The 25,067-nt window shown below is 68.7% G+C and carries 17 protein-coding genes; 16 read left to right on the forward strand and 1 reads right to left on the reverse strand.

All coding sequences use genetic code 11. From position 1 onward, the window contains the following. Window positions 1-18 precede the first annotated feature (18 nt). Window positions 19-2,751 (reverse strand): pyruvate dehydrogenase (acetyl-transferring), homodimeric type, encoded by a 2,733-nt coding sequence (gene aceE / locus ACIO3O_RS16155; RefSeq protein ID WP_401745786.1) that lies wholly within the window; start codon window positions 2,749-2,751, stop codon window positions 19-21. A gap of 471 nt (window positions 2,752-3,222) precedes the next feature. Here aceE and ACIO3O_RS16160 point away from each other — a divergent pair, with 471 nt between their 5' ends. From ACIO3O_RS16160 to ACIO3O_RS16235, 16 genes are all read left to right on the forward strand, one after another. Further along, a complete protein-coding gene (locus tag ACIO3O_RS16160) occupies window positions 3,223-3,663 on the forward strand; it encodes a DUF3052 domain-containing protein (RefSeq protein WP_401745789.1) in 441 nt (146 codons plus the stop codon). 119 nt (window positions 3,664-3,782) lie between these two features. Further along, complete coding sequence (locus tag ACIO3O_RS16165) at window positions 3,783-4,241, forward strand: peroxiredoxin (RefSeq protein ID WP_401745791.1); 459 nt, start codon at window positions 3,783-3,785, stop codon at window positions 4,239-4,241. 184 nt (window positions 4,242-4,425) lie between these two features. After that, window positions 4,426-5,001 carry a TerD family protein gene (locus ACIO3O_RS16170; protein ID WP_401745794.1) on the forward strand — a complete coding sequence of 192 codons (576 nt, stop codon included), beginning with the start codon at window positions 4,426-4,428 and terminating at the stop codon, window positions 4,999-5,001. Window positions 5,002-5,103: 102 nt separating this feature from the next. Beyond that, window positions 5,104-5,679 carry a TerD family protein gene (locus ACIO3O_RS16175; protein ID WP_401745796.1) on the forward strand — a complete coding sequence of 192 codons (576 nt, stop codon included), beginning with the start codon at window positions 5,104-5,106 and terminating at the stop codon, window positions 5,677-5,679. Window positions 5,680-5,728: 49 nt separating this feature from the next. Beyond that, a complete protein-coding gene (locus ACIO3O_RS16180) occupies window positions 5,729-6,874 on the forward strand; it encodes a DUF475 domain-containing protein (RefSeq protein WP_401745798.1) in 1,146 nt (381 codons plus the stop codon). A 153-nt stretch (window positions 6,875-7,027) separates the two neighbouring features. After that, the gene (locus tag ACIO3O_RS16185) at window positions 7,028-7,783 is read left to right on the forward strand and encodes a Tellurium resistance (protein ID WP_401745801.1); all 756 of its coding nucleotides are present in this window, start codon (window positions 7,028-7,030) and stop codon (window positions 7,781-7,783) included. A 298-nt stretch (window positions 7,784-8,081) separates the two neighbouring features. After that, window positions 8,082-8,687: a hypothetical protein gene (locus tag ACIO3O_RS16190; RefSeq protein ID WP_401745803.1), complete on the forward strand. Its 606-nt coding sequence runs from the start codon at window positions 8,082-8,084 to the stop codon at window positions 8,685-8,687. Window positions 8,688-8,726: 39 nt separating this feature from the next. Then, window positions 8,727-8,879 carry a hypothetical protein gene (locus tag ACIO3O_RS16195; RefSeq protein WP_401745806.1) on the forward strand — a complete coding sequence of 51 codons (153 nt, stop codon included), beginning with the start codon at window positions 8,727-8,729 and terminating at the stop codon, window positions 8,877-8,879. 1 nt (window position 8,880) lies between these two features. Then, complete coding sequence (locus ACIO3O_RS16200) at window positions 8,881-10,239, forward strand: glycosyltransferase family 2 protein (RefSeq protein ID WP_401745808.1); 1,359 nt, start codon at window positions 8,881-8,883, stop codon at window positions 10,237-10,239. Then, window positions 10,236-11,168, forward strand: coding sequence for a septum formation family protein (locus ACIO3O_RS16205; RefSeq protein ID WP_401745811.1), 933 nt, complete (start codon window positions 10,236-10,238; stop codon window positions 11,166-11,168). Before ACIO3O_RS16200 ends, ACIO3O_RS16205 begins: the two co-directional genes overlap by 4 nt. Continuing rightward, window positions 11,165-12,853, forward strand: a complete 1,689-nt coding sequence (locus tag ACIO3O_RS16210; RefSeq protein ID WP_401745814.1) for a hypothetical protein — start codon at window positions 11,165-11,167, stop codon at window positions 12,851-12,853. The genes ACIO3O_RS16205 and ACIO3O_RS16210 overlap by 4 nt, the downstream gene beginning before the upstream one ends. 157 nt (window positions 12,854-13,010) lie before the next feature. After that, a complete protein-coding gene (locus tag ACIO3O_RS16215; RefSeq protein ID WP_401745817.1) occupies window positions 13,011-16,493 on the forward strand; it encodes an isopeptide-forming domain-containing fimbrial protein in 3,483 nt (1,160 codons plus the stop codon). A gap of 232 nt (window positions 16,494-16,725) precedes the next feature. Beyond that, window positions 16,726-19,890 (forward strand): isopeptide-forming domain-containing fimbrial protein, encoded by a 3,165-nt coding sequence (locus ACIO3O_RS16220; protein ID WP_401745821.1) that lies wholly within the window; start codon window positions 16,726-16,728, stop codon window positions 19,888-19,890. A 296-nt stretch (window positions 19,891-20,186) separates the two neighbouring features. Beyond that, window positions 20,187-20,864 carry a hypothetical protein gene (locus ACIO3O_RS16225; protein ID WP_401745824.1) on the forward strand — a complete coding sequence of 226 codons (678 nt, stop codon included), beginning with the start codon at window positions 20,187-20,189 and terminating at the stop codon, window positions 20,862-20,864. Between the two features lie 253 nt (window positions 20,865-21,117). Then, the gene (locus tag ACIO3O_RS16230) at window positions 21,118-22,755 is read left to right on the forward strand and encodes a hypothetical protein (protein ID WP_401745827.1); all 1,638 of its coding nucleotides are present in this window, start codon (window positions 21,118-21,120) and stop codon (window positions 22,753-22,755) included. Between the two features lie 345 nt (window positions 22,756-23,100). Then, window positions 23,101-25,029, forward strand: a complete 1,929-nt coding sequence (locus tag ACIO3O_RS16235; protein WP_401745830.1) for a hypothetical protein — start codon at window positions 23,101-23,103, stop codon at window positions 25,027-25,029. Window positions 25,030-25,067 lie beyond the last annotated feature (38 nt).

Here is a 25,067-nt window from a genome sequence, read left to right on the forward strand (position 1 = left end):
CACGGCACTACGGGGTGCTTACGCGTCGCCGCCCGCGGCGCCCGGGTCGGCCGCCTTCACGTCGAGCAACTGGTAGCGGTCCACCGCCTGCTTCAGCGCCGAGCGGTCGATCTTGCCCGCCTTGGCCAGCTCGGAGAGCGTCGCCAGGACGATCGACTGCGCGTCGATGTGGAAGAAGCGACGGGCCGCGCCTCGCGTGTCCGCGAAGCCGAAGCCGTCCGCACCGAGCGAGGTGTACGCCCCCGGCACCCAGCGCGAGATCTGGTCCGGAACCGAACGCATCCAGTCGGAAACCGCCACGAACGGTCCCTCGGCGCTCTCCAGCTTCCGCGTCACGTACGGCACGCGGATCTCCTCCTCGGGGTGCAGGAGGTTGTGCTCCTCGCACTCCACGGCCTCGCGGCGCAGCTCGTTCCAGCTCGTCGCGGACCAGACGTCGGCCTTGACGTTCCACTCGTCGGCGAGGATCTGCTGCGCCTCGACCGCCCACGGCACGGCCACGCCGGAGGCCATGATCTGGGCCGGGATTTCGCCCTTGTCGCCGGTCTTGAAGCGGTAGATGCCCTTGAGGATGCCGTCGGCGTCCACGTTCTCCGGCTCGGCCGGGTGCTGGATCGGCTCGTTGTAGACGGTCAGGTAGTAGAAGACGTCCTCGGCGTTCTCGCCGTACATCCTCTTCAGACCGTCCTGCACGATGTGCGCGATCTCGTACCCGAAGGCCGGGTCGTAACTGACACAGCCCGGGTTGGTCGAGGCCAGCAGCTGCGAGTGGCCGTCCGCGTGCTGGAGGCCCTCACCGGTCAGCGTCGTACGACCGGCGGTCGCGCCGAGGACGAAACCGCGCGAGAGCTGGTCGGCCATCTGCCAGAACTGGTCACCGGTGCGCTGGAAACCGAACATCGAGTAGAAGACGTACACCGGGATCAGCGGCTCGCCGTGCGTGGCGTACGCGGAACCGGCGGCGATCAGCGAGGCGGTGCAGCCCGCCTCGGAGATGCCGTCGTGCAGCATCTGACCGGTCGGCGACTCCTTGTAGGCGAGGAGCAGATCGCGGTCCACGGCCTCGTACTGCTGGCCGAGCGGGTTGTAGATCTTCGCACTCGGGAAGAACGCGTCCATGCCGAACGTGCGGTACTCGTCGGGCGCGATCAGCACGAACCGCTTGCCGATCTCCTTGTCCCGCATGAGGTCCTTCAGCACACGGACAAACGCCATGGTCGTGGCGATCGACTGCGAGCCGGAACCCTTCTTCGCAGCCGCGTACGTCTTGTCCTCGGGCAGTGCGAGGGGCTTCGCCCGCACCACGCGCGAGGGCACGTAACCGCCCAGCGACTTGCGGCGGTCGTGCATGTACTGGATCTCTTCGGAGTCGCGGCCCGGGTGGTAGTACGGCGGTGCGCCGCCCTCCAGCTCCTTGTCCGCGATCGGGATGTGCAGCCGGTCGCGGAAGCGCTTGAGGTCCTCCGCCGTCAGCTTCTTCATCTGGTGGGTCGCGTTGCGGCCCTCGAAGTTGGGGCCCAGCGTCCAGCCCTTGACCGTCTGCGCCAGGATCACCGTCGGCTGGCCCTTGTGCGCCTTGGCCGCCGCGTACGCCGCGTACACCTTCTTGTGGTCGTGGCCGCCGCGGCCCAGGTGCAGGATCTGCTCGTCCGACATGTCCTTGACCATGTCGCGCAGCCGCTGGTCGTCGCCGAAGAAGTGCTCGCGGATGTACGCGCCCGTCTCGGTGGCGTACGTCTGGAACTGGCCGTCCGGCGTGGTGTTCAGCTTGTTGACCAGGATGCCGGTGCGGTCCTGCGCCAGCAGCGGGTCCCAGGAACGGTCCCAGACCAGCTTGATGACGTTCCAGCCGGCGCCCCGGAACTGCGACTCCAGCTCCTGGATGACCTTGCCGTTGCCGCGCACCGGGCCGTCGAGGCGCTGGAGGTTGCAGTTGACGACGAAGGTCAGGTTGTCCAGGCCCTCGCGGGCGGCGATCGACAGCTGGCCCAGCGACTCGGGCTCGTCCATCTCGCCGTCGCCCAGGTACGCCCAGACGTGCGACTTCGAGGTGTCGGCGATGCCGCGCGCCTCCATGTAACGGTTCATCCGCGCCTGGTAGATCGCGCCGAGGGGGCCCAGACCCATCGAGACGGTCGGGAACTCCCAGAAGTCCGGCATCAGGCGCGGGTGGGGGTACGAGGACAGCCCGTTGGGGAACTTCGACTTCTCCTGGCGGAACGCGTCGAGCTGCGTCTCGGTCAGTCGGTCCAGCAGGTACGCGCGGGCGTAGATGCCCGGCGAGGCGTGCCCCTGGAAGAAGATCTGGTCGCCGCCGTCGCCGTCGTCCTTGCCCCGGAAGAAGTGGTTGAAGCCCACGTCGTACAGCGAGGCGGAGGACGCGAAGGTGGCGATGTGGCCGCCGACGCCGATGCCCGGACGCTGGGCCCGGGAGACCATCACGGCCGCGTTCCAGCGGGTCGCGTTGAGGACCTTGCGCTCGATCTCCTCGTCGCCGGGGAAGAACGGCTCGTCCTTGGTGGCGATGGTGTTGACGTAGTCCGTGCTGCGCATCTCGGGCACGGCCACGCGCTTCTCGCGGGCACGCTCGATCAGGCGGAGCATCAGGTAGCGGGCGCGCTCGCGGCCCCGCTCGTCGACGGCCGCGTCAAGCGAGTCGAGCCATTCCTGGGTCTCCTCGGGATCGAAATCCGGGACCTGGCTCGGCAGGCCACCAATGATGATCGGGTTGCGATCGGTTCCGGAAGCCACGCTGTTCCTTCACTGGTAGGGAAAAGACCTGGTGCGCCAAGGGCTGTCGCGCCGCAACCATCGTGTACCCAGGGGACGCAAACGTCATCTCTACTGAGCAGTAACCGAGGGTGTCCGCAGGCAGGGACCGACCGCCCGGCCGACGCCCGAATACGGCATCGGTCAAATCGCAACCTTACGCCCAACCCGTTCAAGTGTTCCGTAAGGCCGTTCGCCCCCGATGGGCGCACCGAAGCCGCAGAATGTGCCAAAGCGGTCCTAATGGTGTGGGATGAATCACTGCACGGGCTCGTGGAGCCGCCAGGAGTTGCGGCGGGGCCGCCCCATCCGTCACCGTTTCGGCGGTCTGGGCGGCCGGGTACTTGCGCGATCGGTCCCGCCCGTGTGGACTACGGCCAATGCCGCGCACGCGCGCGGCACCGAATGCATCGCTGAAAAAGCACTTCCCGAAAAAAGATCAGGAGGCAATCCGTGAGCGCGACCGCGGACCACGCGGAGGAGCGGACCAACCCTGCCGCGAGGCTGGGTTTCCAGCCCGAGCAGGTGGTCCAGGAGATCGGCTTCGACGACGATGTCGATCAGGAGCTCCGCGAAGCCATCGAGGAGATCATCGGCGGCGAACTCGTCGACGAGGACTACGACGACGTGGCTGACGCCGTCGTCCTGTGGTTCAGGGACGAGGACGGCGACCTGACGGACGCGTTGGTGGACGCCACGCAGCTCGTCGACGACGGCGGCACCGTCTGGCTGATGACTCCGAAGACCGGCCGTGACGGCTATGTCGAACCGAGCGACATCAACGAAGCCGCGACCACCGCCGGTCTGTCCCAGACCAAGAGCATCAACGCGGGCAAGGACTGGACGGGCAGCCGTCTGGTCTCGCCGAAGGCGGCGAAGTCCGGCAAGCGGTAACGGCCGGAAACACCTCATGCGGTACCGAAGGACCCCCGTCGACGCAGGTCGGCGGGGGTCCTTTGCGTAGGCTGGCGGCAGATTCACCGCATCGGCCCAACGAAGGGAAGCGCATCTTCATGGCGATCGAGACGGGCGCCCAGGCCCCCGACTTCACGCTCAAGGACAACCACGGCCGCACCGTGCGCCTGTCCGACTTCAAGGGCGAGAAGAACGTCGTGCTGCTCTTCTACCCCTTCGCCTTCACCGGCGTCTGCACCGGCGAGCTGTGCGCCCTGCGCGACGAGCTGCCGAGGTTCCAGAACGACGACGTGCAGCTCCTGGCGGTCTCCAACGACTCCATCCACACCCTGCGCGTCTTCGCCGAGCAGGAGGGCCTGGAGTACCCGCTGCTGTCCGACTTCTGGCCGCACGGCAACGTCTCGCGGGCCTACGGCGTCTTCGACGAGGAGAAGGGCTGCGCGGTGCGCGGCACCTTCATCATCGACAAGGAGGGCACGGTCCGCTGGACCGTCGTCAACGGCCTCCCCGACGCTCGTGACCTGAACGAGTACGTCAAGGCCCTCGACACGCTCTGATCCGCGCGCCAGCCTTGGGTCCCGGAGAATTTCCCGGTTCCGGCAATCCGCGGGACCGCAAGAATTCGGGACTTAAGTCCTGCCGTGACGGGAACCGGTCACTAGGATCAACACGTTGATCCGTATGCCATGCACTACGGGGGCAGGGCCTCTCCTGAGCCCCTCGACACACTTTGGAGGACTCGTGGGAGTCAGCCTCAGCAAGGGCGGAAACGTCTCGCTGACCAAGGCCGCCCCGAACCTGACGGCCGTCGTCGTCGGTCTGGGCTGGGACGCGCGCACCACCACCGGCGGTGACTTCGACCTCGACGCCAGCGCGCTGCTGACGAACGACGCGGGCAAGGTCGCCAACGACTCGAACTTCGTCTTCTTCAACAACCTGAAGAGCCCCGACGGCTCCGTCGAGCACACCGGTGACAACCTCACCGGTGAGGGCGACGGCGACGACGAGGTCATCAACGTGAACCTGGCCGGTGTCCCGGCCGACGTCGCGAAGATCGTCTTCCCGGTCTCGATCTACGAGGCCGAGTCCCGCCAGCAGAGCTTCGGCCAGGTCCGCAACGCGTACATCCGCGTCGTGAACGCCGCCGACGGCAGCGAGCTGGCGCGCTACGACCTGAGCGAGGACGCCTCGACCGAGACCGCCATGGTCTTCGGCGAGCTCTACCGCAACGGCGCCGAGTGGAAGTTCCGCGCCATCGGCCAGGGGTACGCCTCGGGCCTGCGCGGCATCGCGCAGGACTTCGGCGTCAACGTCTGAGCCGAGCAGGCAGCACTCTCGTCGTCCGGCGCCGCACTTCTCCAGTGCGGCGCCGGACGCGCAGAGCCGTAGTTCCGTTACCGCGGGGAGGAAGAAAAGATCATGGGCGTCACGCTCGCCAAGGGAGGCAATGTCTCCCTCTCCAAGGCCGCTCCGAACCTCACCAAGGTGCTGGTCGGACTCGGCTGGGACGCACGTTCCACCACCGGGGCCGACTTCGACCTGGATGCCAGCGCACTGCTGTGCCGGGACGGCCGGGTGCTCGGCGACGAGTACTTCGTCTTCTACAACAACCTCAAGAGCCCCGAGGGCTCCGTCGAGCACACCGGTGACAACCTCACCGGCGAGGGTGACGGCGACGACGAGTCGCTGATCATCGACCTGACGATGGTTCCGGCCAATGTCGACAAGATCGTCTTCCCGGTGTCGATCCACGACGCCGACAACCGGGGCCAGACCTTCGGCCAGGTCAGCAACGCCTTCATCCGCGTGGTGAACCAGGCCGACGGCCAGGAACTGGCCCGCTACGACCTCAGCGAGGACGCCTCCAGCGAGACGGCCATGATCTTTGGCGAGGTCTACCGGTACGGCGGAGAATGGAAGTTCCGCGCCGTTGGGCAGGGGTACGCATCCGGTCTGCGGGGCATCGCTCTAGACTTCGGGGTCAACGTTTCGTAAAGCCCCGCTCCCAGCGGGGGAGAGCACCACTCAATCGATGGGGTAGCCAGTGGTCCTGAAAACCTTCGGCTGGTCGTTCGCGGTGACCGCGCTCGGCCTGGTCGCGGCGGTTCTCTACGGGGGGTGGACCGGCTTCGGAATCGTGGCGATCCTGTCCATCCTGGAGATCTCGCTGTCCTTCGACAACGCGGTGGTCAACGCCGGGATCCTGAAGAAGATGAATGCCTTCTGGCAGAAGATCTTCCTCACGGTCGGCGTGCTCATCGCCGTGTTCGGCATGCGTCTGGTCTTCCCCGTCGTCATCGTGGCCATCAGCGCCAAGATCGGGCCGATCGAGGCCGTCGACCTGGCGATGACCGACAAGGACATGTACAAGCAGCTGGTGACCGACGCGCACCCGTCGATCGCCGCCTTCGGTGGCATGTTCCTGTTGATGATCTTCCTGGACTTCATCTTCGAGGACCGGGACATCAAGTGGCTCGCCTGGCTGGAGCGCCCGCTCGCGAAGCTCGGCAAGGTCGACATGCTGTCGGTCTGCATCGCGCTGATCGTCCTGCTGATCACCTCGATGACCTTCGCGGTCAACGCCCACCAGCACGGTGGCACACACGTCAACAAGGCCGAGACGGTACTGATCTCCGGCATCGCCGGCCTGATCACGTACCTGATCGTCGGCGGTCTCTCCGGCTTCTTCGAGAACAAGCTGGAGGAGGACGAGGAGCGCGAGCACGAGGCCGAGGAAGAGGCCAAGCGCTCGGGCAAGAAGAACACCGGCATGGCCCTGGCGGGCAAGGCCGCGTTCTTCATGTTCCTCTACCTGGAGGTCCTGGACGCGTCGTTCTCCTTCGACGGCGTCATCGGCGCCTTCGCCGTCACCAACGACATCGTCCTGATGGCGCTGGGCCTCGGCATCGGCGCGATGTACGTACGTTCGCTGACGGTCTACCTGGTCCGCCAGGGAACCCTGGACGACTACGTCTACCTGGAGCACGGCGCGCACTACGCGATCGGCGCGCTCGCCGTGATCCTGCTCGTCACCATCCAGTACGAGATCCACGAGGTCATCACCGGCTCCGTGGGTGTCATCCTGATCGCCTGGTCCTTCTGGTCCTCGGTACGCCGCAACAAGCGGATCGCGGCCGAGGAAGCGGCGGGCGGAGCGGATTTTAAGAAGGAAGTCTCCTCCGGGGTCTGACCCGAAGCGAGGTCCCGCCCGCGCGCGGGTGTGACCCGGAGAAGATTGAGGAACGCTCCCAACGGGGCGGCCACAGGGCGACACCGCCCCTGTGGCCGCCCCGTTGGGCGTGTCCGGCACGGGCGGGGAGCGACAGAGGTGGGGTGGGGCCCGATGGCCTTCTGGGACAGCATTCGCGACAGCCTCGGCGGCTGGCGGGGGAGTTCGGCACAATTCGACTCCGGCAGCGCCGCGACCAACTCCATCGAGCTGACCAAACGGCACCCCACGGTCTCGCTCGGCAAACAGGGCGCCGACACCGGCAGCCTGCGCGTCAACCTCTCCTGGCGGATGCGTACCTCCGACATCGGCGGCCGGCAGAAGCACGACGGCAATTTCCTGAGCCGCCCCTTCAAGTTCTTCCAGCCCGAGACCGTCCAGGCGCACACCCAGGGCGTCGTCAACGTCGACCTGGACCTGGGCTGCCTCTACGAGCTCAACGACGGCAGCAAGGGCGTCGTCCAGCCCCTCGGCGGCTTCTTCGGCGACATGAACGCGCCCCCGTACGTCAAGCTCAGCGGCGACGACCGGTTCGGCGCCCCCTCCGGCGAGACGATATTCATCAACCTCGACCACCGCGAGGAGATCAAGCGGCTGCTGGTCTTCGTCTACATCTACGACCAGACCCCCGCCTTCGACCGCACCCACGCCGTCGTCACCCTCTACCCCAGCAACGGGCCCCGGATCGAGATCGCCCTCGACGAGCGCGCCCCGCAGGCCCGCTCCTGCGCCGTCTTCACGATCGAGAACGGCAAGGAGGGGCTGACCGTGCGCCGCGAGGTGAAATTCGTCTACGGATTCCAGGCCGAACTGGACCGCCTCTACGGGTGGGGACTCCAGTGGGGACGCGGGTACAAGACCAAGGCCTGAAGCCCGCCACAGCACCGTGAAACGTCAACGCCGTCCACTCGTGGGCGGCGTTGAGCATATTTAAACCTCCATTACTGCATTTCCGCTGCACTGTTCGAGTGGCGAAGAAAACCACTGGCGTGCCGGGCTGAAGAAATCTGACCAGCTTTTAGCTGGTCAATTAATCTCTGGCACGGAAAGTCAGTGGCCGGGGAATTCCGGCGGGATCTTCGGTATCCCGTTCTCCGGCCGTATTCCGGGTCCTGGTGCGCCTCTTGCGCACCGGGCCGGGAGCGGCGATGGAAGGACGGAACACGGCGTGTCAGCCGCAGCCCCACCAGCACCACCGAGACCGCGCAGTGCGCACGAAACCAAGCCCGAGCCCCCCGGCGCCCAGCGGGTCCGGTCCGCCCTGGCCGTGGCCATGGTGGTCTGTGCCTTCGCCGCCGTGCTCGGGGAGGCGTACTACCGCCGTTACGAGGCCCACATCGGCGGCTTCCTGATCCAGGAACTCCTCGGCGCCTGGGTGCACAACGTCCCGAACCACCCGGACTTCTACTTCCAGCTCGGCGAGTCGGTCATGGGCCTCCGTATTTCCTACGGTTGCAGCACCAGCATTCTCGTCTTCCCGGTGCTGCTTGCTTCCGCACTCTGCCTGCGGGGCCGCGGAAATGTCGGGCGGGTGCTCCTGGCAACCGGAATCGCTATTGCAATCGTATTTATTACGAACTGTATGCGACTGCTCATCATTGCCCAGTTCGTCGGCAACTGGGGAGTCCTCGCCGGATTCGGCTGGGGCCACACGGTCGTGGGTTCGCTCGTCGTGCTCGTCGGCATTGTCGTCGCGTACTTCCTCTACATGCGCATCCTCTTCGCCGATCAGGACGGGCGAAAAGGGCGCTGGGAATCCGTCTCGCACCGGTAATCGCGGCACTCGGCACTCGAAGAGGTCCAAGGAAACGACATGTACCAAATCCCCAAGAAGCCGGGCGGCCTGGCGATGACCGGAGTGCTCTCCTTCGGCGTCAAGATCGCGATCGCGGCCGTCACCATCGCCGTCGGAATCCTCCTCGTCCGCTGGGCGATGATCCGCCGCCGCGCAGCCAGGGAGCAGTGACATGACCCTGCTGCCGATCTCCATCGCACTCTCGCTGCTGCTGGCCGTCATCTTCCTGATCTACGTCACCATGCTGGTCGAGCGATACGTGCGCTACCTGCGCCACGAACCGGCCGACCCGTCCGCCTTCACCTGGCACTTCGTCATCCCCGCGCTCAATGAGCAGGCGGTGCTCGGCGACACCCTCGACTACCTGACCGGCACCTTCCCCACCGCCAACGTCTGGGTGATCGACGACGCCTCCGAGGACGCCACCGCGGCCATCGCCACCGAGCGTGCCCGCGGCAACGACCGCGTCAGGCTGCTCAGCCGGGTGCTGCCGCTGGCCCGTACCGGCAAGGGCGACGCGCTCAACCACGCGTACAAGCAGATCGCGGCCGGCATCCCGGCCGACGAGCAGGACCACCACGTCATGATCGTCGTCGACGCCGACGGCGTGCCCTCCGCGAACCTCCTCCAGGTCTGCGCGGGCGAGAAGCTCTTCGGCGACGAGGGCATCGCGGCCGTCCAGGTCGAGGTCCGGATGATCAACCGCGACGTCCGGCAGCCGCTCCAGGACGGCAGCCGGTTCGCCAACTGGTACGCCCGCACCCTGGTGCGCCTCCAGGACATCGAGTTCCGCGGCCCCATCTCCGCCATGCAGATGCTGCGCGGCCGCACCGGCACCATCAACGTCGGCGGCAACGGCCAGCTGGTCCGCATGTCCGCCCTGTCCTCCATCGCCGGCGAGACGGGCGAGCCCTGGGGCCAGGCGCTCCTGGAGGACTACGAACTGGGTCTGCGCCTGATGCTGCGCGGCTGGCGCAACGCGTACACCGTCGACTCCTGGGTCGAGCAGGAGGGCCTGTACGAGCTGTCCCTGCTGCTCGCCCAGCGCACCCGGTGGGCGCAGGGCTCCATGCAGTGCCTGCCCTACCTGCGCAACGTCTGGGCCAGCCGCAACTTCACCAACAGCGGCCTGGTCGAGGTCACCTACTACCTCTTCCAGCCGTGGATGCAGATCGTCGGCTCGATCGTCTTCCCGATCCCGGTCCTGGTCTTCATCCAGAACAACAGCCTCTACACCGAGTTCGTCGGCGAGTACCTGCTGTTCGGCGGTGCGCTGATGTTCGCCTTCTACGCGGCCATCGGCCTCGGCGAGTTCGTGATCTGGGGCTACCTCTACCGCCGTTACTCCGAGACCGCGATCAGCGTGCCGCGCGCGCTCGGCTGGGGCTTCGGTCTCATCGCGTACAACTTCCTGATCTACGTCATCGCCTGGCGTGCCCTCTTCCGCCTCCTCGGCGGCCGGCACGAGTGGCCCAAGACCCTCCGTAACGCCGAGACCTTCGGTGGAGCGGGCGGAACGGGGCCCCGGTGAACCCGACCCTGACGTCGTCACCGCGGCGCCACCGGCGCGCAGGGCTCGTGGCCCTGCGCGCCGCGCTGGCGGTCGCCGCGCTGCTGGGCGCCACGAGCTGCACTCCCGCGTTCACCGTCGGGCAGGGGCCGCTCGCCACCGACTGGCGCGACGGCACCTGCCACCGGCTGACCTCGGCCTTCGACGCCGGGCTCGAAGTCGTCTCCGAGAGTGCGCCCTCGGTCGTCTGCAACAGCCCGCACAACACCGAGACGCTCTCCGTCAAGACGCTCACGGGCCCCGTCGCCGCCTATGACGAGCGGCCCAGCCCCTTCCTGATGGCGACCTCGATGGGCCCGCTGTGCCCGGTCAAGGAACTGGCCGACCATCTCGGCGCGCGCGTCGACCAGCCGTTCTACGGCATCCACGTCACCGCCTTCGGCCCCACCCGCAAGGAGTGGAGCCAAGGCGTGCGCACGGTGCGGTGCGATGCGGTGATGGAGCACGAGAAGGGCAAGGAATTCCAGAGCTTCATGCTCAGCCGCCCCTTCAAGAACATCCTGCGCGAAGGGTCCGGCACCCGCTTCCGGCTCTGCCGCACCACCGTCGGCAAGGAGCTGCGCAACGTCGGCTGCGACAAGCCGCACCAGGCTGAGTCGGCCGGATTCACGCCCCCGGTGAAGGGGCGGATCACGCCCGAGGAGCGCTGCGCCAGGACGGTACGGGCCTACATGGGCGGCCGCGCCCTGCCCGCCCGGTACGCGCTCCTGCCCGATCCGAAGATCGCGCACTCCGACCAGGCGGTGCACTGCTGGGTCGGCCAGGCCGACGCCAGCGAGCTGAGAACCGGTTCCCTCTACGTCCCGAAGGGCGCGGCCACGGCCGCCTTGAAGGGCTCGGCGAAGAAGGACCGTACGAAGGACCGCACCACGACAGGCGGATCGTCATGACCTCAGTGATTCCCGAAGGATCGAAAGTCTCCCAGGACGCCGACGCCGCCACGTCCGAAGAGCGGCACGCCGCCGTCTACCGGCCGACGGTGAGCACCACCTCCCGCATCCGGCGCACCGCGCTGATCGTGGGAGTCCTGGCGGCCGCCGCGATGCTCGCGCGGCTCTTCCTCGGCGGCACCGTCGGCATGGCCGACAACTACGACGGCCACCGGCTCACCTGCCAGCTCGACGTCATCGTGCACGACGCGGACACCCGCCGTGCCTTCGAGTTCATCACCACCCGCTACGACGAGCACACGTGGTACGGCGAGACCTGCGGATCGGGCGGCGAGGTCTACGCCTCCACCGCCCGCTACCTGCTGGAGGCCGCCAAGGCCGTCACCCCGCTGTTCGGCTACGCGGGCGCTCTGGACCTGCGGGTCCTCGGGATGATCTGCGCGCTGCTGTTCGGCGCGGCCACCGCCCTGCTGTTCGTGTCGCTGCCGCTGAAGACCTGGATGCGGGCCCTGGTGACCGGGCTTCTGGCCGCGGCCACCCTCGACTCCACGGTGGCGCTGTACTTCATCTCGCCGCTGAACGAGTCCGCCGCGATCGTCGGCATGGTCTTCGTGCTGGCGATGATGTTCCGGGTGGTGCGCCGCCAACAGGCGCACTGGGCCGACCTGTTGGTGCTGACCGGCGTCACGGTGTTCACCGTCCTGGCGAAGACGCAGACGGCGACCGTGGTGCTCGCGGTGCTGCCGGTGCTGCTGCTGCGCCCGGTGAAGCTGCCCTGGCAGAAGAAGGTCCCGGCCCCTTCGGGCGGCGGGCTGCTGCGGGGCTCCGTGCGCGGTCTGCTGGTGCGGCTGCCCGCACTCGCGCTCGCGGGCGTGCTGGCGCTGACCACGGGCGCGTACCAGGCCGCCAAGCCGATCTGGTTCCAGGAGATGTACAACTACCACCAGGTCTTCGTGGAGCTGCTGCCGAACAGTCCCACCCCCCAGGAGGACCTGGCCGAACTCGGGCTGCCGCCGCGCTTCGTGGAGCACACCGGCACCCGCCTCAACGGCACCGGCCTCACCTGGAGCGACGACTACCGGCTCTTCTACGACCAGGTGAACACCCCGCTGCTGATGTCCTTCTACGCCCGGCACCCGGAGCGCCTGATCGGCATGGCGGACCGCGGCATGGTCGGCATGGTCAACGGCCGGGCCAGCTACCTCGGCAACTACGCCGAGAACACGGGCAACGCCCCCTACGCCAAGGACTGCCGGGTCTGTCTGATCTCCGGCGCCTTCCACCTGGTCAAGCCGGTGCGCTGGGTCGTCTTCCCGGCCCTGTGGTTCGGCTCCATCGGGCTCGGCCTGTGGATCGCCACCCGCCGCCGGCTCAGTCCGGGTCTGCGCGGCACCGGCGTGATCCTCGCCGGGATGTCGGTGGCCACCCTCGCCCAGTTCTGGGCCGTGATGTTCAGCGACGGCAGCAACGACCTGGACAAGCACATGTTCTTCACCTGGTACGGCACCGCGCTGCTGCTGGGTCTCCTGCTCGCCGCCCTGGTCGCGCTGGAACAGGCGTCCAGGCCGGTGGCCGGACTCGCGGGGGTGCCGGGCCAGCCCGGCAGCACACCCGCGAAGTCCGGCGTGCGACCGCACGTCCCCTCTCCTGCGAAGGAGGACACCGACACCGGCTCCGGCGCATGACGGCAAGGGCCCCGGAACAGAGCATGCCGGTCTCCACTCCGCACCCCTCACCCATCAACCACCAGACAGAGAAGGAGGATTGATGTCAGTCGACCCCGTTCGACACAGCGGCCGCCCATGGCCCTCGAAACTCAGACGTCGATTCACCAAGGCAGGCGTGGTCACCGTTGGTGTCGCCACGCTGATGTCGGCCGTGAACGCGCCGGCGTTCGCCGCCGACCAGCCCGCTCCGGGCGGCAAGCGTGCCGTGTTCGCCGACACCATCGACTTCGGCGAGCCGCCCACGGCGTCGCTCTCCGACTTCAACAAGGGCCGCTTCCCCTGCGGCGGGTACATCAACCAGGGGCCCAGCACCCAGGAGGTCATCGCCACCTGGTCCGGCGGCTCCGGCTTCTGGGGCGGCGGCGCCTGCCCGGCGAACAGCGTCGCGCCCGGCACGCAGAGCGGCATCGGCTTCAAGACCGCCGTCAACCAGGTCGAAGAGGTCGAAAAAGAGTTCCAGATGGCCGAGGTGTCGCGTTACAACAACGTGATCACCGGTGGCGGATCGAACCCCGAGACCACCGGCAAACTGCACTTCTTCCTCCAGCGGAAGGACGTGGTCTGCACCTGGAAGGTCATCGAGACCGACAACCGTCCCGGTGACGTGCCGGACCCGGTCACGATCGACTGCGGCGGCACCATCGAGCCGTTCACCTCCGCCAACGGCAAGAAGTACGAGCTGGACCTGCGCGGCTTCCGCGAGGGCGTCCGAGACCCCTCCGGCAAGGTGACCTGCCAGTCGACCAACCCGCTGATCCAGACCTGGCAGACGGAGGAGCGCACCACCACCGGCGCGTGCCTGTACGCCCGTCTGGTGGGCGTTCCGCAGCAGCTTGAGGTCAAGAAGACCGTCGACAAGGCCACCGCCCAGTACGGCGACGTCGTGACCTACACCGTCACCGGCACCAACACCGGCACCGCGCCCCTCAACCCGGCGACGATCACCGACGACATGACCAGGGTCATGGACGCCGCGGAGATCACCGGTGTGCAGTCGGCGACCATCGACGGCCAGCCCGCCGACCCGCCCACCTACGACGCGGCGACCAAGAAGCTCACCTGGAGCGGGAACCTGGCCGTCGGCCAGAAGGTGGAGATCACCTACCGGGTCCGCACCAAGAAGCTCGCGGGCACCGACAACGAGCTCGACAACGTGATCACGGCGCCCGACTCCAACTGCGCCAACGGCTCGGCCGCCGAGTGCAAGACCAACACCAAGATCACCGAAGTGCCGCTCAAGGTGAAGAAGTCCGTCAGCCGGACCACCGCCGAGGCGGGCGACACCGTCACCTACACCGTCGAGGTCGAGAACCCCGGCAACGCGCGCGGTGAGGTCGAGGTCGTCGACGACATGACCCAGGTCCTGGACGCCGCCGACTACACCGGCACGTCCGGCGCCAAGGTCAACGGCACCGACACCGTGGCCGCCACCTTCGACGCCTCGGCCAAGAAGCTGACCTGGAAGGGTCCGCTGGCCGCGGGCGCCAAGCTGGTCCTCACGTACGACGTCAAGATCAAGAACCCGCTCGCGGGCGACAAGAAGCTCGACAACGTCGTGAAGGTCGAGGGCTCCAACTGCGAGGCCGGCACGGCTCCGGAGTGCAAGACCCAGGTCACCACGATCGAGACGCCGCTCAAGGTCAAGAAGGTCGTCGACCGTACGACCGCGGAGTCCGACGACATCGTGAAGTACACCGTCGAGGTCGAGAACCCGGGCGCGGACCGCCTCTCGGTCACCGTCACCGACGACCTGTCCAAGGTGCTGGACGCCGCCGACTTCGACGGGACGCCGAGCGCGACCGTCGACGGCGCCCCTGCGGGTACGGCGGCCTTCGACGCGGCGGGCCAGAAGCTGACCTGGACGGGTCCGCTGGCGCGTGGCAAGAAGCTGCTCCTCACCTACCAGGTGAAGGTCAAGAACCCGGCCTCCGGGGACAAGCTGCTCGACAACAAGATCAGCGTGCCGGACTCGAACTGCGTGGCCGGCTCGGCCGACCCGCTGTGCCAGACCAACGTGCGGATCGTCGAACAGCCGCTGAAGGTCCGCAAGACGGTCGGCCAGAAGGTCGCCGGCTCCCGCAACGTGGTCGAGTACACGATCGTGGTGGAGAACCCGGGCGCCGCCCGCAACCCCGTCACCGTCACCGACGACCTGACCGAGGTGCTCGACGCGGCCACCTTCCGCGCCCCGGCGACCGCCACGGTCAACGGCGCGCCGGCCGCGGCCCCGGTCTACGACGCGGCGACCAAGAAGCTGACGTGGACGGGTCCGCTGGCCCGCAACGACAAGCTGGAGATCACCTACCGGGTGCGCACCCCGCTGGTCGCCGCCGGTGACAAGCAGTTGGACAACGGCGTTGTCGTGCCGGGCTCCAACTGCGAGACCACCGCCGACGCCGCATGCCGCACCAGCGTGCCGGTCGCGGACCTGACGACCGCCAAGGCGGGCCGTCCCAGGACGCCCAAGGTGGGGCAGACGTACACCTTCGAGATCACCGTCACCAACACCGGCAAGGTCGATCTGGTGGGCGCCGCCGCGGCCAAGGTCGTCGACGACCTCACGGACGTGGTGGACGACGCGGTCTACAACAACAACGCGCGCGTCACGTCCGGCCCTGCCGGACGCCTGACCTACTCGGCGGCCGGCAAGTCGCTCACCTGGCAGGGCGACCTGCGGGTCAACGAGAGCGTGAAGATCGTCTACACGGTCACCGTGAGGCGCCAGAACCGCGGCGGCAACAATTTCGTGAACAACGTCCAGGGCTCCGGCTACGACCTGGCGACGCTGCGCAGCCTGCGGCGTGCGGTGGACGATGACGACGAGGCGGGCAAGGACATCGGCCACTGCGAGACCGGTGACCCGACCTGTTCCGCGGGTGGTGGCATCGCCTACCTCGACACGGCGAAGACGGCGTCTCCGGCGAAGGTCAAGCAGGGCGAGAAGGTGACGTACACCTGGAGCCTGAAGAACACCGGCAAGGCCGAGGTCGAGGGCGACCCCGACTTCGACTACGTCGTGGACCCGATCCCCGGCGTGCTGAAGTACGCGGACTACAACAACGACATCAAGGTCGTCGAGGGTCCGGGTTCGGTGTCCTTCGCGGAGGGCCGGCTGAAGTGGACCGGTCCGCTGAAGATCGGTGAGAAGGCGGTTGTGACCTTCAGTGTCACCGTGCGCAAGGACGCGCTGAAGGGGCTCCCGAAGGGCAAGGGGGCCATGATGGGCAACACGGTCAACACCGAGTACAACTGCTGGCCGGGCGACCCGAACGAGCCGCCGGAGAAGGTGTGCTCGGCGACGGTCGAGATCGTTCCGCCGGTCCCGCCGAAGCCCGATCCGTGCAGCCACAAGCCGGGTGCGAAGAACCCGTGCAAGCCGGTCAAGCCGGTCAAGCCGTGCAGCCACAAGCCCGGTGCGAAGAACCCGTGCAAGAAGCCGGGCGGGCACAAGCCCCGGCACACGGCGATGGGCGGCACCGGTCAGCTCGCGGAGACCGGTGGTGACACCGATTCGCTGCTGGCGATCGGCGGCGTCTCCGGTCTGCTGCTGCTCGGCGGCGGTCTGACCCTGGTGGCCGCGCGCCGTCGCAACCACTGAGGTCAACAGGTGGATGCCGTGAGGCATCTGACTGAGCGTCAGGACAACAACTGAACAGCACGTCGAAGAAGGCGAAGCCCGCACCGGTGCCCCCGGTGCGGGCTTTTCCCGTCTTCTGCTGATCTTTCCGGGTGCAAGCAGGGCGCATACGGGTGTCTACGCGCTGCCCGAGCGGCTCGGCGGCCTACGGTCGGCAGCCCCGTCCACCTGCTAGGAAGAAAGCGGAGGATTGATGTCAGTCGCCTCTGTCAGACCCGGCGGGCCGCTCGCGCCCGCCGTACTGAGACATCGGTTCACCCGGGCCGGTGTCGTCACCGTGGGCCTGGCCACGCTGATGTCGGGCACGACCGTGCCCGCCTTCGCCGCCGATGCCCCCGCCCCGCGCAAGAACCGCGCAGCGTTCGCCGACACCGTCGACTTCGGAAGCGCCCCGACCACCTCCATCTCCGACTACGACAAGACCACCTTTCCCTGCGGTGGTCTCATCAACCCGGGGCCCAGCACCGACGAGGTGATCGCCACCTGGTCGGGCCACCGCTCCTGTCCGGCGAACAACGTCAACAACCAGAGCGCCATCGGCTTCAAGTCCTCGGTCAAGCAGGTCGAGGCGGTCGAGGTCGAGTTCCAGATGGCGGAGCTCTCCCGCTACAACAACGTCATCCGCACCATCGGCACCGATCCCGAGGTACGCGGCAAGCTGCACTTCTTCCTCCAGGGGAAGGACGTGGTCTGCACCTGGAAGGTCATCGAGACCGACAACAGGCCGGGCCTGGTGCCGGACCCGGTGACCATCGACTGCGGAGGCAACGTCGAGCCGTTCACCTCCGCCAACGGCCGCCGCTACGAGCTGGACCTGCGCGGCTTCCGCGAGGGAATCCGGGACGGCTCGGGCAAGGTGACCTGTTCGCCGTCCAACCCGCTGATCCAGACCTGGCAGACGGCGGAGAACTCCACGACCGGTGCGTGCCTGTACGGCCGCCTGGTGGGCATCGACCCGCCGCCGCCCAACCTGAAGCTGAAGAAGTCCGTCGACAAGAGCGCCGCGCAGAACGGCGAGGTGGTGACCTACACCGTCGACGCCACCAACATCGGCGACGACGACATCAAGCCCGCCGTGATCTACGACGACATGACCAAGGTCATGGACGCCGCGCAGATCCACGGGACGCAGAGCGCCACCATCGACGGCGCCCCGGTCGCCGCCCCGACGTACGACCCGGGCAACCAGCGGCTCACCTGGAGCGGTGACCTCCCCAAGGGCAAGACGGTCCGCCTGACCTACCAGGTGCGGGCCAACAAGAAGCCGAGCGGCGACCAGCAGCTCGACAACCTCGTCACGGCGAACCGGTCCAACTGCGAGGCGGGCTCCACCGAAGCCGACTGCAAGACCAACGTCAAGCTCACGCACGTGCCGCTGAAGGCGAAGAAGACCGTCAGCAGGCCGACGGCCGAGGGCGCGGACACCGTCACCTACACCGTCGAGGTGGAGAACCCCGGCATCGCGCGGGACGAGGTGCAGGTCGTCGACGACATGTCGGCCGTCCTGGACGCCGCCGACGTCACGGGCGCGCCCGCCGCCAGGGTCAACGGCGGGGACGCCGCCGTGCCCCTCTTCGACGCCGCCAACAAGCGGATCACGTGGAAGGGCCCGCTGGCCGCGGGCGCCAAGCTGGTGCTCACGTACGACGTGGTGGTCAAGAACCCGCTCACGGGCGACAAACTGCTCGACAACGCTGTGCGCGTCGACGACTCCAACTGCGAGTCGGGCCGGGCCGCGGAGTGCCGGACGAACGTCAGGCTCGTCGAGCAGCCGCTCCAGGTCAGCAAGAGGGCGAACCAGAAGGTCGCCGGATCGAGCAACAACGTCACCTACACCGTCGAGGTCCGCAACCCGGGCGCCGACCGGGACGTCGTCACGGTCACCGACGATCTCACCGAGGTGCTCGACGCCGCCGCGCTGCGGGGTGCGCCGACTGCCGACGTCGACGGCGCTCCGGCCGCTGCGCCGGTCTTCGACCCGGCCGTCAGAAAGCTGACGTGGACGGGGCCGCTGGCCCGCGGGGCGAAGCTGACCCTCACGTACACGGTCAGGACGCCGCGGATCGCCTCCGGCGACAAGGTGCTGGACAACGCCGTCACCGTGCCGGACTCCAACTGCGCGAGCGGTGGCGGGGACGCGCAGTGCGTGACCCGGGTGCCGGTCGCGGAAGTGGTGACCGCGAAGGTGGGCAGGCCCACCCGACCGAGGGCCGGGCAGAAGTACTTCTTCGAGGTCACCGCCTGGAACACCGGCAAGGTCGACCTGGTCGGGTCCGCGGGCCCCCGGATCTTCGACGACCTGACGGACGTGCTGGACGACGCGGTCTACAACAACGACGCCCACGTGGCGTTCGGGCCCGCGGGCCGGATCACCTACCGGCCCAACACCGCACCGCAGCTCACCTGGCAGGGTGACCTGAGGGCCGGTGAGTCCGTGCGGATCGTCTACTCGATCACGGTGAAGCGCAGGAACTTCGGCAACATGATCATCGCCAACCGGCAGCGGTCCAGCTACGACCTGTCGTCGCTGCGCAGCCTGCGGCGTGCGGTGGACGATGACGACGAGGCGGGCAAGGACACCGGCCACTGCGAGACCGGTGACCCGACCTGCTCCACGGGCGGCGGTATCGCCTACCTCGACACGGCGAAGACGGCGTTCCCGGCGAAGGTCAAGCAGGGCGAGAAGGTGACGTACACCTGGAGCCTGAAGAACACCGGCAAGGCCGAGGTCGAGGGCGACCCCGACTTCGACTACGTCGTGGACCCGATCGCCGACGTGCTGAAGTACGCGGACTACAACAACGACATCAAGGTCGTCGAGGGTCCGGGCTCGGTGTCCTTCGCGGAGGGCAAGCTGAAGTGGACCGGTCCGCTGAAGATCGGTGAGAAGGCGGTCGTGACCTTCAGCGTCACCGTGCGCAAGGACGCGCTGAAGGGGCTCCCGAAGGGCAAGGGGGCCATGATGGGCAACACGGTCAACACCGAGTACAACTGCTGGCCGGGCGACCCGAACGAGCCGCCGGAGAAGGTGTGCTCGGCGACGGTGGAGATCGTGCCGCCCACCGTCGTGCCGCCGATTCCGCCGAAGCCCGACCCGTGCAGCCACAAGCCGGGTGCGAAGAACCCGTGCAAGCCGGTCAAGCCGGTCACGCCGTGCAGCCACAAGCCCGGTGCGAAGAACCCGTGCAAGAAGCCGGGCGGGCACAAGCCCCGTCACCTGCCGCAGGGCGGGCGGAGCGGGATGCTCGCCGAGACGGGCACCGGGACCGACGCGCTGTGGGCCATCGGCGGTCTCTCGGGTCTGCTGCTGCTCGGCGGCGGACTCACCCTGGCGGCCGCACGCCGTGGCGGTCACTGAGGTTAACCAGCCAGGCTCATAGGGCATATGACGGCCCGTCATCACAACTGAAGAGTTCCACGGACAGGAGTGAGGCCCGCACCGCCCGGTGCGGGCCTCGCGTCATGTCGCGGCGCCTGCGCGGCCGTTCCGCGGTGCTACTGGCTTGTCATCTGCTGATCGGCGTCATTGACCTTGCCGGGTGCAAGCGGTGGGCGCACGGGTGTCTGCGGCCGATTGGGGCGTGGCGTCGACCTACGGTCGAGGCGCCCCGGCAAACCGATCGCCATCCGGCCGGCCCTTCCGTTGGAGAAAACATGATGCGTAGGCGTGTTGTCGCTGTTGCTCTGCTGCTGGGCAGCTTGATCGGCCCAGCCGGAACCGGCTGGGCCGCGGCACGGGCCGAGCGCCCGCCGAAGGGGCCCGAGGCCGTCAGGATGGACGGGCGCGGTGTCCTGGCCACGCTGTCCCCGAGCGGCCAGCAGGTGATGCCCGGGCAGCGGGTGGACGGCGTCATCACGGTCACCAACGACACGACGAACGTGACGCCGGAATCGGTGCGCATCCTCCTGTACAACGACAGCTCGTATCCCTCTTGGTACACGAGTTACACCTGCCCGGCCGGGTGGGTGGACCTGGACGGCGGCGACCCGAAGAACCCGCAGGCGGGCTGCAAGTGGGCCGTGGACGCGGACGATCTCGACGGGAAGGAGTGGCCCCCGGGCTCCCGTGCCGAGATCCGGGTGACGTACGAGGTGCCGGCCGACGCCGAGCCGGGGGCGGTGCGGATCTTCTCCGGCACGACGTCCTTCTACGACCCGCGAAGTGCCTCAAGCATCACCAACTACACCGACATCGACGACTTCACCGTGGTGCCACGGGCCGAAATCCCGCTCGTCGACCCGTGGGTCCTCGGCGGGGCGGCGCTCGCACTCGCCGCAGTCGTCTACGCACGTCGTCGGCGGGACGGTGCGGGGGCGCGCATCGCGGTCTGACGGCAGCCGGGGTCGAGGGCGGCATCTGACGAAGAGTCAGATGCCGCCCTCCGGTGCGTCTGAATCCCGTTAGGCCGATGCAAGTAACCGATATGTCCATTAGGGGGCGAAATGCTATAGAAATCAGCATATTCATCCCCGGATGTTGATATGCAGAGCACGGAAAGATCACCAAGTGTGTTCGTGCTCTCACTCCTGGGTACGCAGGGGGCGGCGGACGCACTGTCGGAACACCACCTCTTGGAGACAGCAAGTGTCAGCCAGTTCAGCAGTCCGCAGCACGAAGCGGGTGACCCGCCGCCTCCCCGCCGCGGTCGTCACCGGCTCCCTGGCCCTCTCGGCCTTCATGTCCACCCCCGCGTTCGCGGACACGGCGGCCGCGGACGCCGCGACGGTGAAGACCGTCAAGCACGACGACAACCCGATCGCCGCCGTCGCCAAGAAGATGGCCGCCAAGATCACCGCCGAGACCAAGGCCAGGATGGCCAAGGACAACCCGGTGATCGCCGCAGCCTTCGCCGAGATGGACCGCAACGCTCCGGGCAACGACCGGGTCCGCAACCGCACGGCGCAGCTCCTGGTCGACCAGGTCCGCGAGCTCGCCGCGCAGTCCCCGTCCACGGGCATCGCGAACAAGGCCGCCATGGCCTCCCCGTTCCCGGTCAAGGAGACCTTCTCCGGCGCCTCCGCCCCGGACTGGAAGCTGGCCGGCTCCGCGAAGCTGGACGGCGGCTGGCTGCAGCTGACCCCGGCGCAGAACGACCAGAAGGGCGTCGCCCTCCTCCAGAAGGCGTTCCCCTCCACGCAGGGCTTCACCGTCGAGTTCGACTACGCCGCCCACGGCGGCACGAAGTTCACCGACGGCCACACCGGCTTCGACCACTACGGCGACGGCTTCAGCGCCTTCCTGATCGACGGCGCCAAGGACACCGAGGCCGGTGCCACCGGCCCCGGCCTCGGCTACTCCTGCGCGTTCTGCAAGCCGGGCGACCCCCGCCCGGCCCCGCGCACCGGCGTCACCGGCGGCTACATCGGCGTCGGCTTCGACGAGTACGGCAACTACTCCTCCGACGCGGCCGGCAACGGCCACGGCACCGAGCCCTTCGGCGGCTACGACAACGCGCTCGGCTACTCGCCCGACTCGGTCGCGGTCCGCGGCTCCGGCGACGCCAACACCGGCTTCGAGTACCTGACCGGCACCAAGCCGGGCGCGGGCATCGAGGGCGACCGCGCGGCCGGCAAGAAGGTCAAGCTCAGCTACGACGGCAAGGGCCGCCTCACCGTCACGCTGAACGGCAAGGTCGTCATCAAGGACTACGACATCACCAAGGGCAAGGGCCAGGCCGCCCTCCCGGCGACGCTGAAGCTCGGCTTCGGCGCCTCCACCGGTGGTGCGACGCGCAACTACGAGATCCGCAACGTCGTCATCGACGCCCCGGCGGACCTCGCGCTCGTCAAGACCGGCACGGCCAAGGTCAAGGAGGGCGGCAAGGTCTCCTACACCCTGACCGTCACCAACAAGGGCCCGGCCAGCGCCATGGGCGCCATGGTCGCCGACGCCGTCCCGTCCTCGATCTTCGGCGTCACCTACAAGTGCGCCGCGAGCAACGGCGCCAAGTGCGGTGCGGGCGCCTCCGGTTCGGGCAACAACATCAACGCCAAGGTCGACGTCCCGGTCGGTGGCAAGGCCACCATCACGATCATGGGCACCGCGTCCCGCGCGGGCAAGGTCGCCAACACGGCCAAGGTCACCCCGCCGCCCACCGTGACGGACCCGAACACCAAGGACAACACGTCCACCACGACCACCACGGTCGACAAGACGGACAAGCCGAAGCCCAAGCCGAAGCCGAACGGCGGCGGCCACAAGCCGGGCTGGGGCCAGGACTGACCCACCGGGCGCCGGGACCGACAGGCCCGGCCCGTGCCTGGCCTGACCGGCCGAGCCCCTGCCGGGGCCGGTAGGTCAGGTCACGGCAGGGACCCACGGTCCCGGCCCCCTTCCGACGGCGGGCGCACGACGACGTGCGCCCGGCCGCCGGACCCATGGGCCATCTGCCCCGGCACCGTCGAGTGCCCCGGGCGGCCCCTGCGCGCGAGCGCCGGGCCCCGTACCCCTCCTCAGCGCAGCGATGCGTGCGCAGTACGGCCTCCGGGCCGGGGAGGCGGCGGCCTCGAAAACCGCCCCTCCCCGCCCGGCAGCCTCCCGTCCCCCGCCCAGCCCCGAGGAGTGCGCATGGTCGCCCGAGCAGACGCGGTTCCCGCATCGGCCACCCATGGCTCCCCTCCTCCTGCCGACGCCGCTGCCTCCCGGCTGCTCCCCTGGTGGAACACGGCGCTGACCCTCGGCGGGGCCACCGCACTGGTCCTCCTCGGGTTCCGGCGCCGCTGGGTCGCCGACGAGACCCTCGTCCACCTGCGCACGGCCCGCCAGTTCTTCGCCGGGAACGGGCTCGTCCTCAACGCGGGCGAGCGCGCGGAAGCCTTCCTCAGCCCGCTCTGGCAGGGGCTGCTGCTCGCCCTCGGTGCCTTCACCCCGGCTCCCGCACTGCCGCAACTCGCCGTTGTGCTGGGCCTTTTGCTGGCCGCCGTGGGGCTCGCCCTGGCCGTCGACGGCGCGCGCGTCCTGCACGGCCACCTCCTGGGCCGCCCCCTGGTGATGCTGCCCGCCGGACTGCTGGTGCTGCTGGCGCTGCCGCCCGTCTGGGAGTTCAGCGCCGCCGGACTCGACACCGGCCTGGTGTTCCTGTGGACCGCCGCGGCCTGGCGGCTGCTGATCGCCTGCCGCCCGCAGGGCGGCGCGGGCGAGGTGTTCACCGTTCCAGCGGGCATGCTCCCGTACCTCGCGGCCCTCGTCGCCGGACTGGGACCGCTGGTGCGGCCCGAACTCGGCCTCGCCTCCCTGGTGTTCGTCGGCGCACTGCTGTGGATGCTGCGCCCCGCCCGGCGCACCACGCTCGGGATGCTGGCCGCCGCGCTGGCCCTCCCGGCTGCGTACGAGACGTTCCGGGCCGGGTACTACGGCCTGCTGCTGCCGCTGCCCGCCGTCGCCCACGAGGCCACCGGCGTGCACCACGAACGCGGCCGCCTCTACCTCGAAGACTTCGTCGACTCCTACTGGATGCTGCTGCCGCTGGTGCTGCTCGGCGGACTGGGCCTGATCTACTCCTTCGCCGACAAGCTGGTCGCGCCGCGCCGTACCCCGCTGGAGGCGACCGTGCTGCGGCAGGGCCGGGGCAGCGTCCTCGCCGGGGCGCCGGTGCTCGCCGGGGCGCTGCTCGCACTGTACGTCTGGCGGGTCGGCGGCGACCAGCTGCACGCCCGCGCCGTGCTGCCCGCGCTGTTCACCCTGCTGCTGCCGGTCATGGCGCTGCCCGTCCGGCGGGTGCTCGTCACGGTGGTCGCGGCGCTCGCCGTCTGGGCCGCCGTGTGTGTCTCCCCGCTGCGGATGCCGTACGACGGCGGGGACGGCCGGTTCTTCGACGCCCGCGCCCACATGGTGCAGACGACCGGCGACCGTCACCCCGGCGAGCGGGCCTGGAGCGCCGCGTTCCCCGCACTCGGCCGGGCGGCGCACCTGCCCGCCCTGTGGTACTTCGACGCGGGCCCCGCGCAGGGCAACTACCGCTCCCTGCCGCTGACTTCGCGCGGGGCACGGCCCGTGGTGGCCGCCGGGTTCGCCGGTGCGGCGGGCAGCGCCGCCCCGCTGGACTCCGTCGTCGCCGACATGTGGGGGGCGGGCGACCCGCTCGCCGCCCACCTCGTGCCGGTGACGGGCTGGTGGCCCGGGCAGGAGAAGTACCTCGGCAACGCCTGGCTGTTCGCCCGGTACGCGGCCCCCGCCACCGCTCTGCCGGGCCCCGGCGTGCTGACCCGCTACCAGGACGAGGCCGCCGTCACCCCGGGCAGTGTCGCCGCCGCCCGCCGGGCGCTGGGCTGCGGGCGGCTTGCCGAGCTCCGCGAGTCCACCACGGCGCCGCTCACCCCGGACCGTTTCGTGGCGAACCTGGTGGGCGCCGTCCAGCGCACCCGGCTGCGCATCCCCCGCGAACCGGCCGCCGCCGTAAGGGAGTTCTGCCCCGGCAAGGGCACCCCCGCACTGGACCCCAAGAACGGTCACCGGCCCCCCGCCACCCCCGTGCGTGACGCCCCCCGCACCCCCTGAACCACTCCTCTGCCGTACCTCCCCCATCCCTTCTCTCC

Source organism: Streptomyces sp. NPDC087440 (genome assembly GCF_044744005.1).
Classification (GTDB): Bacteria; Actinomycetota; Actinomycetes; order Streptomycetales; family Streptomycetaceae; genus Streptomyces.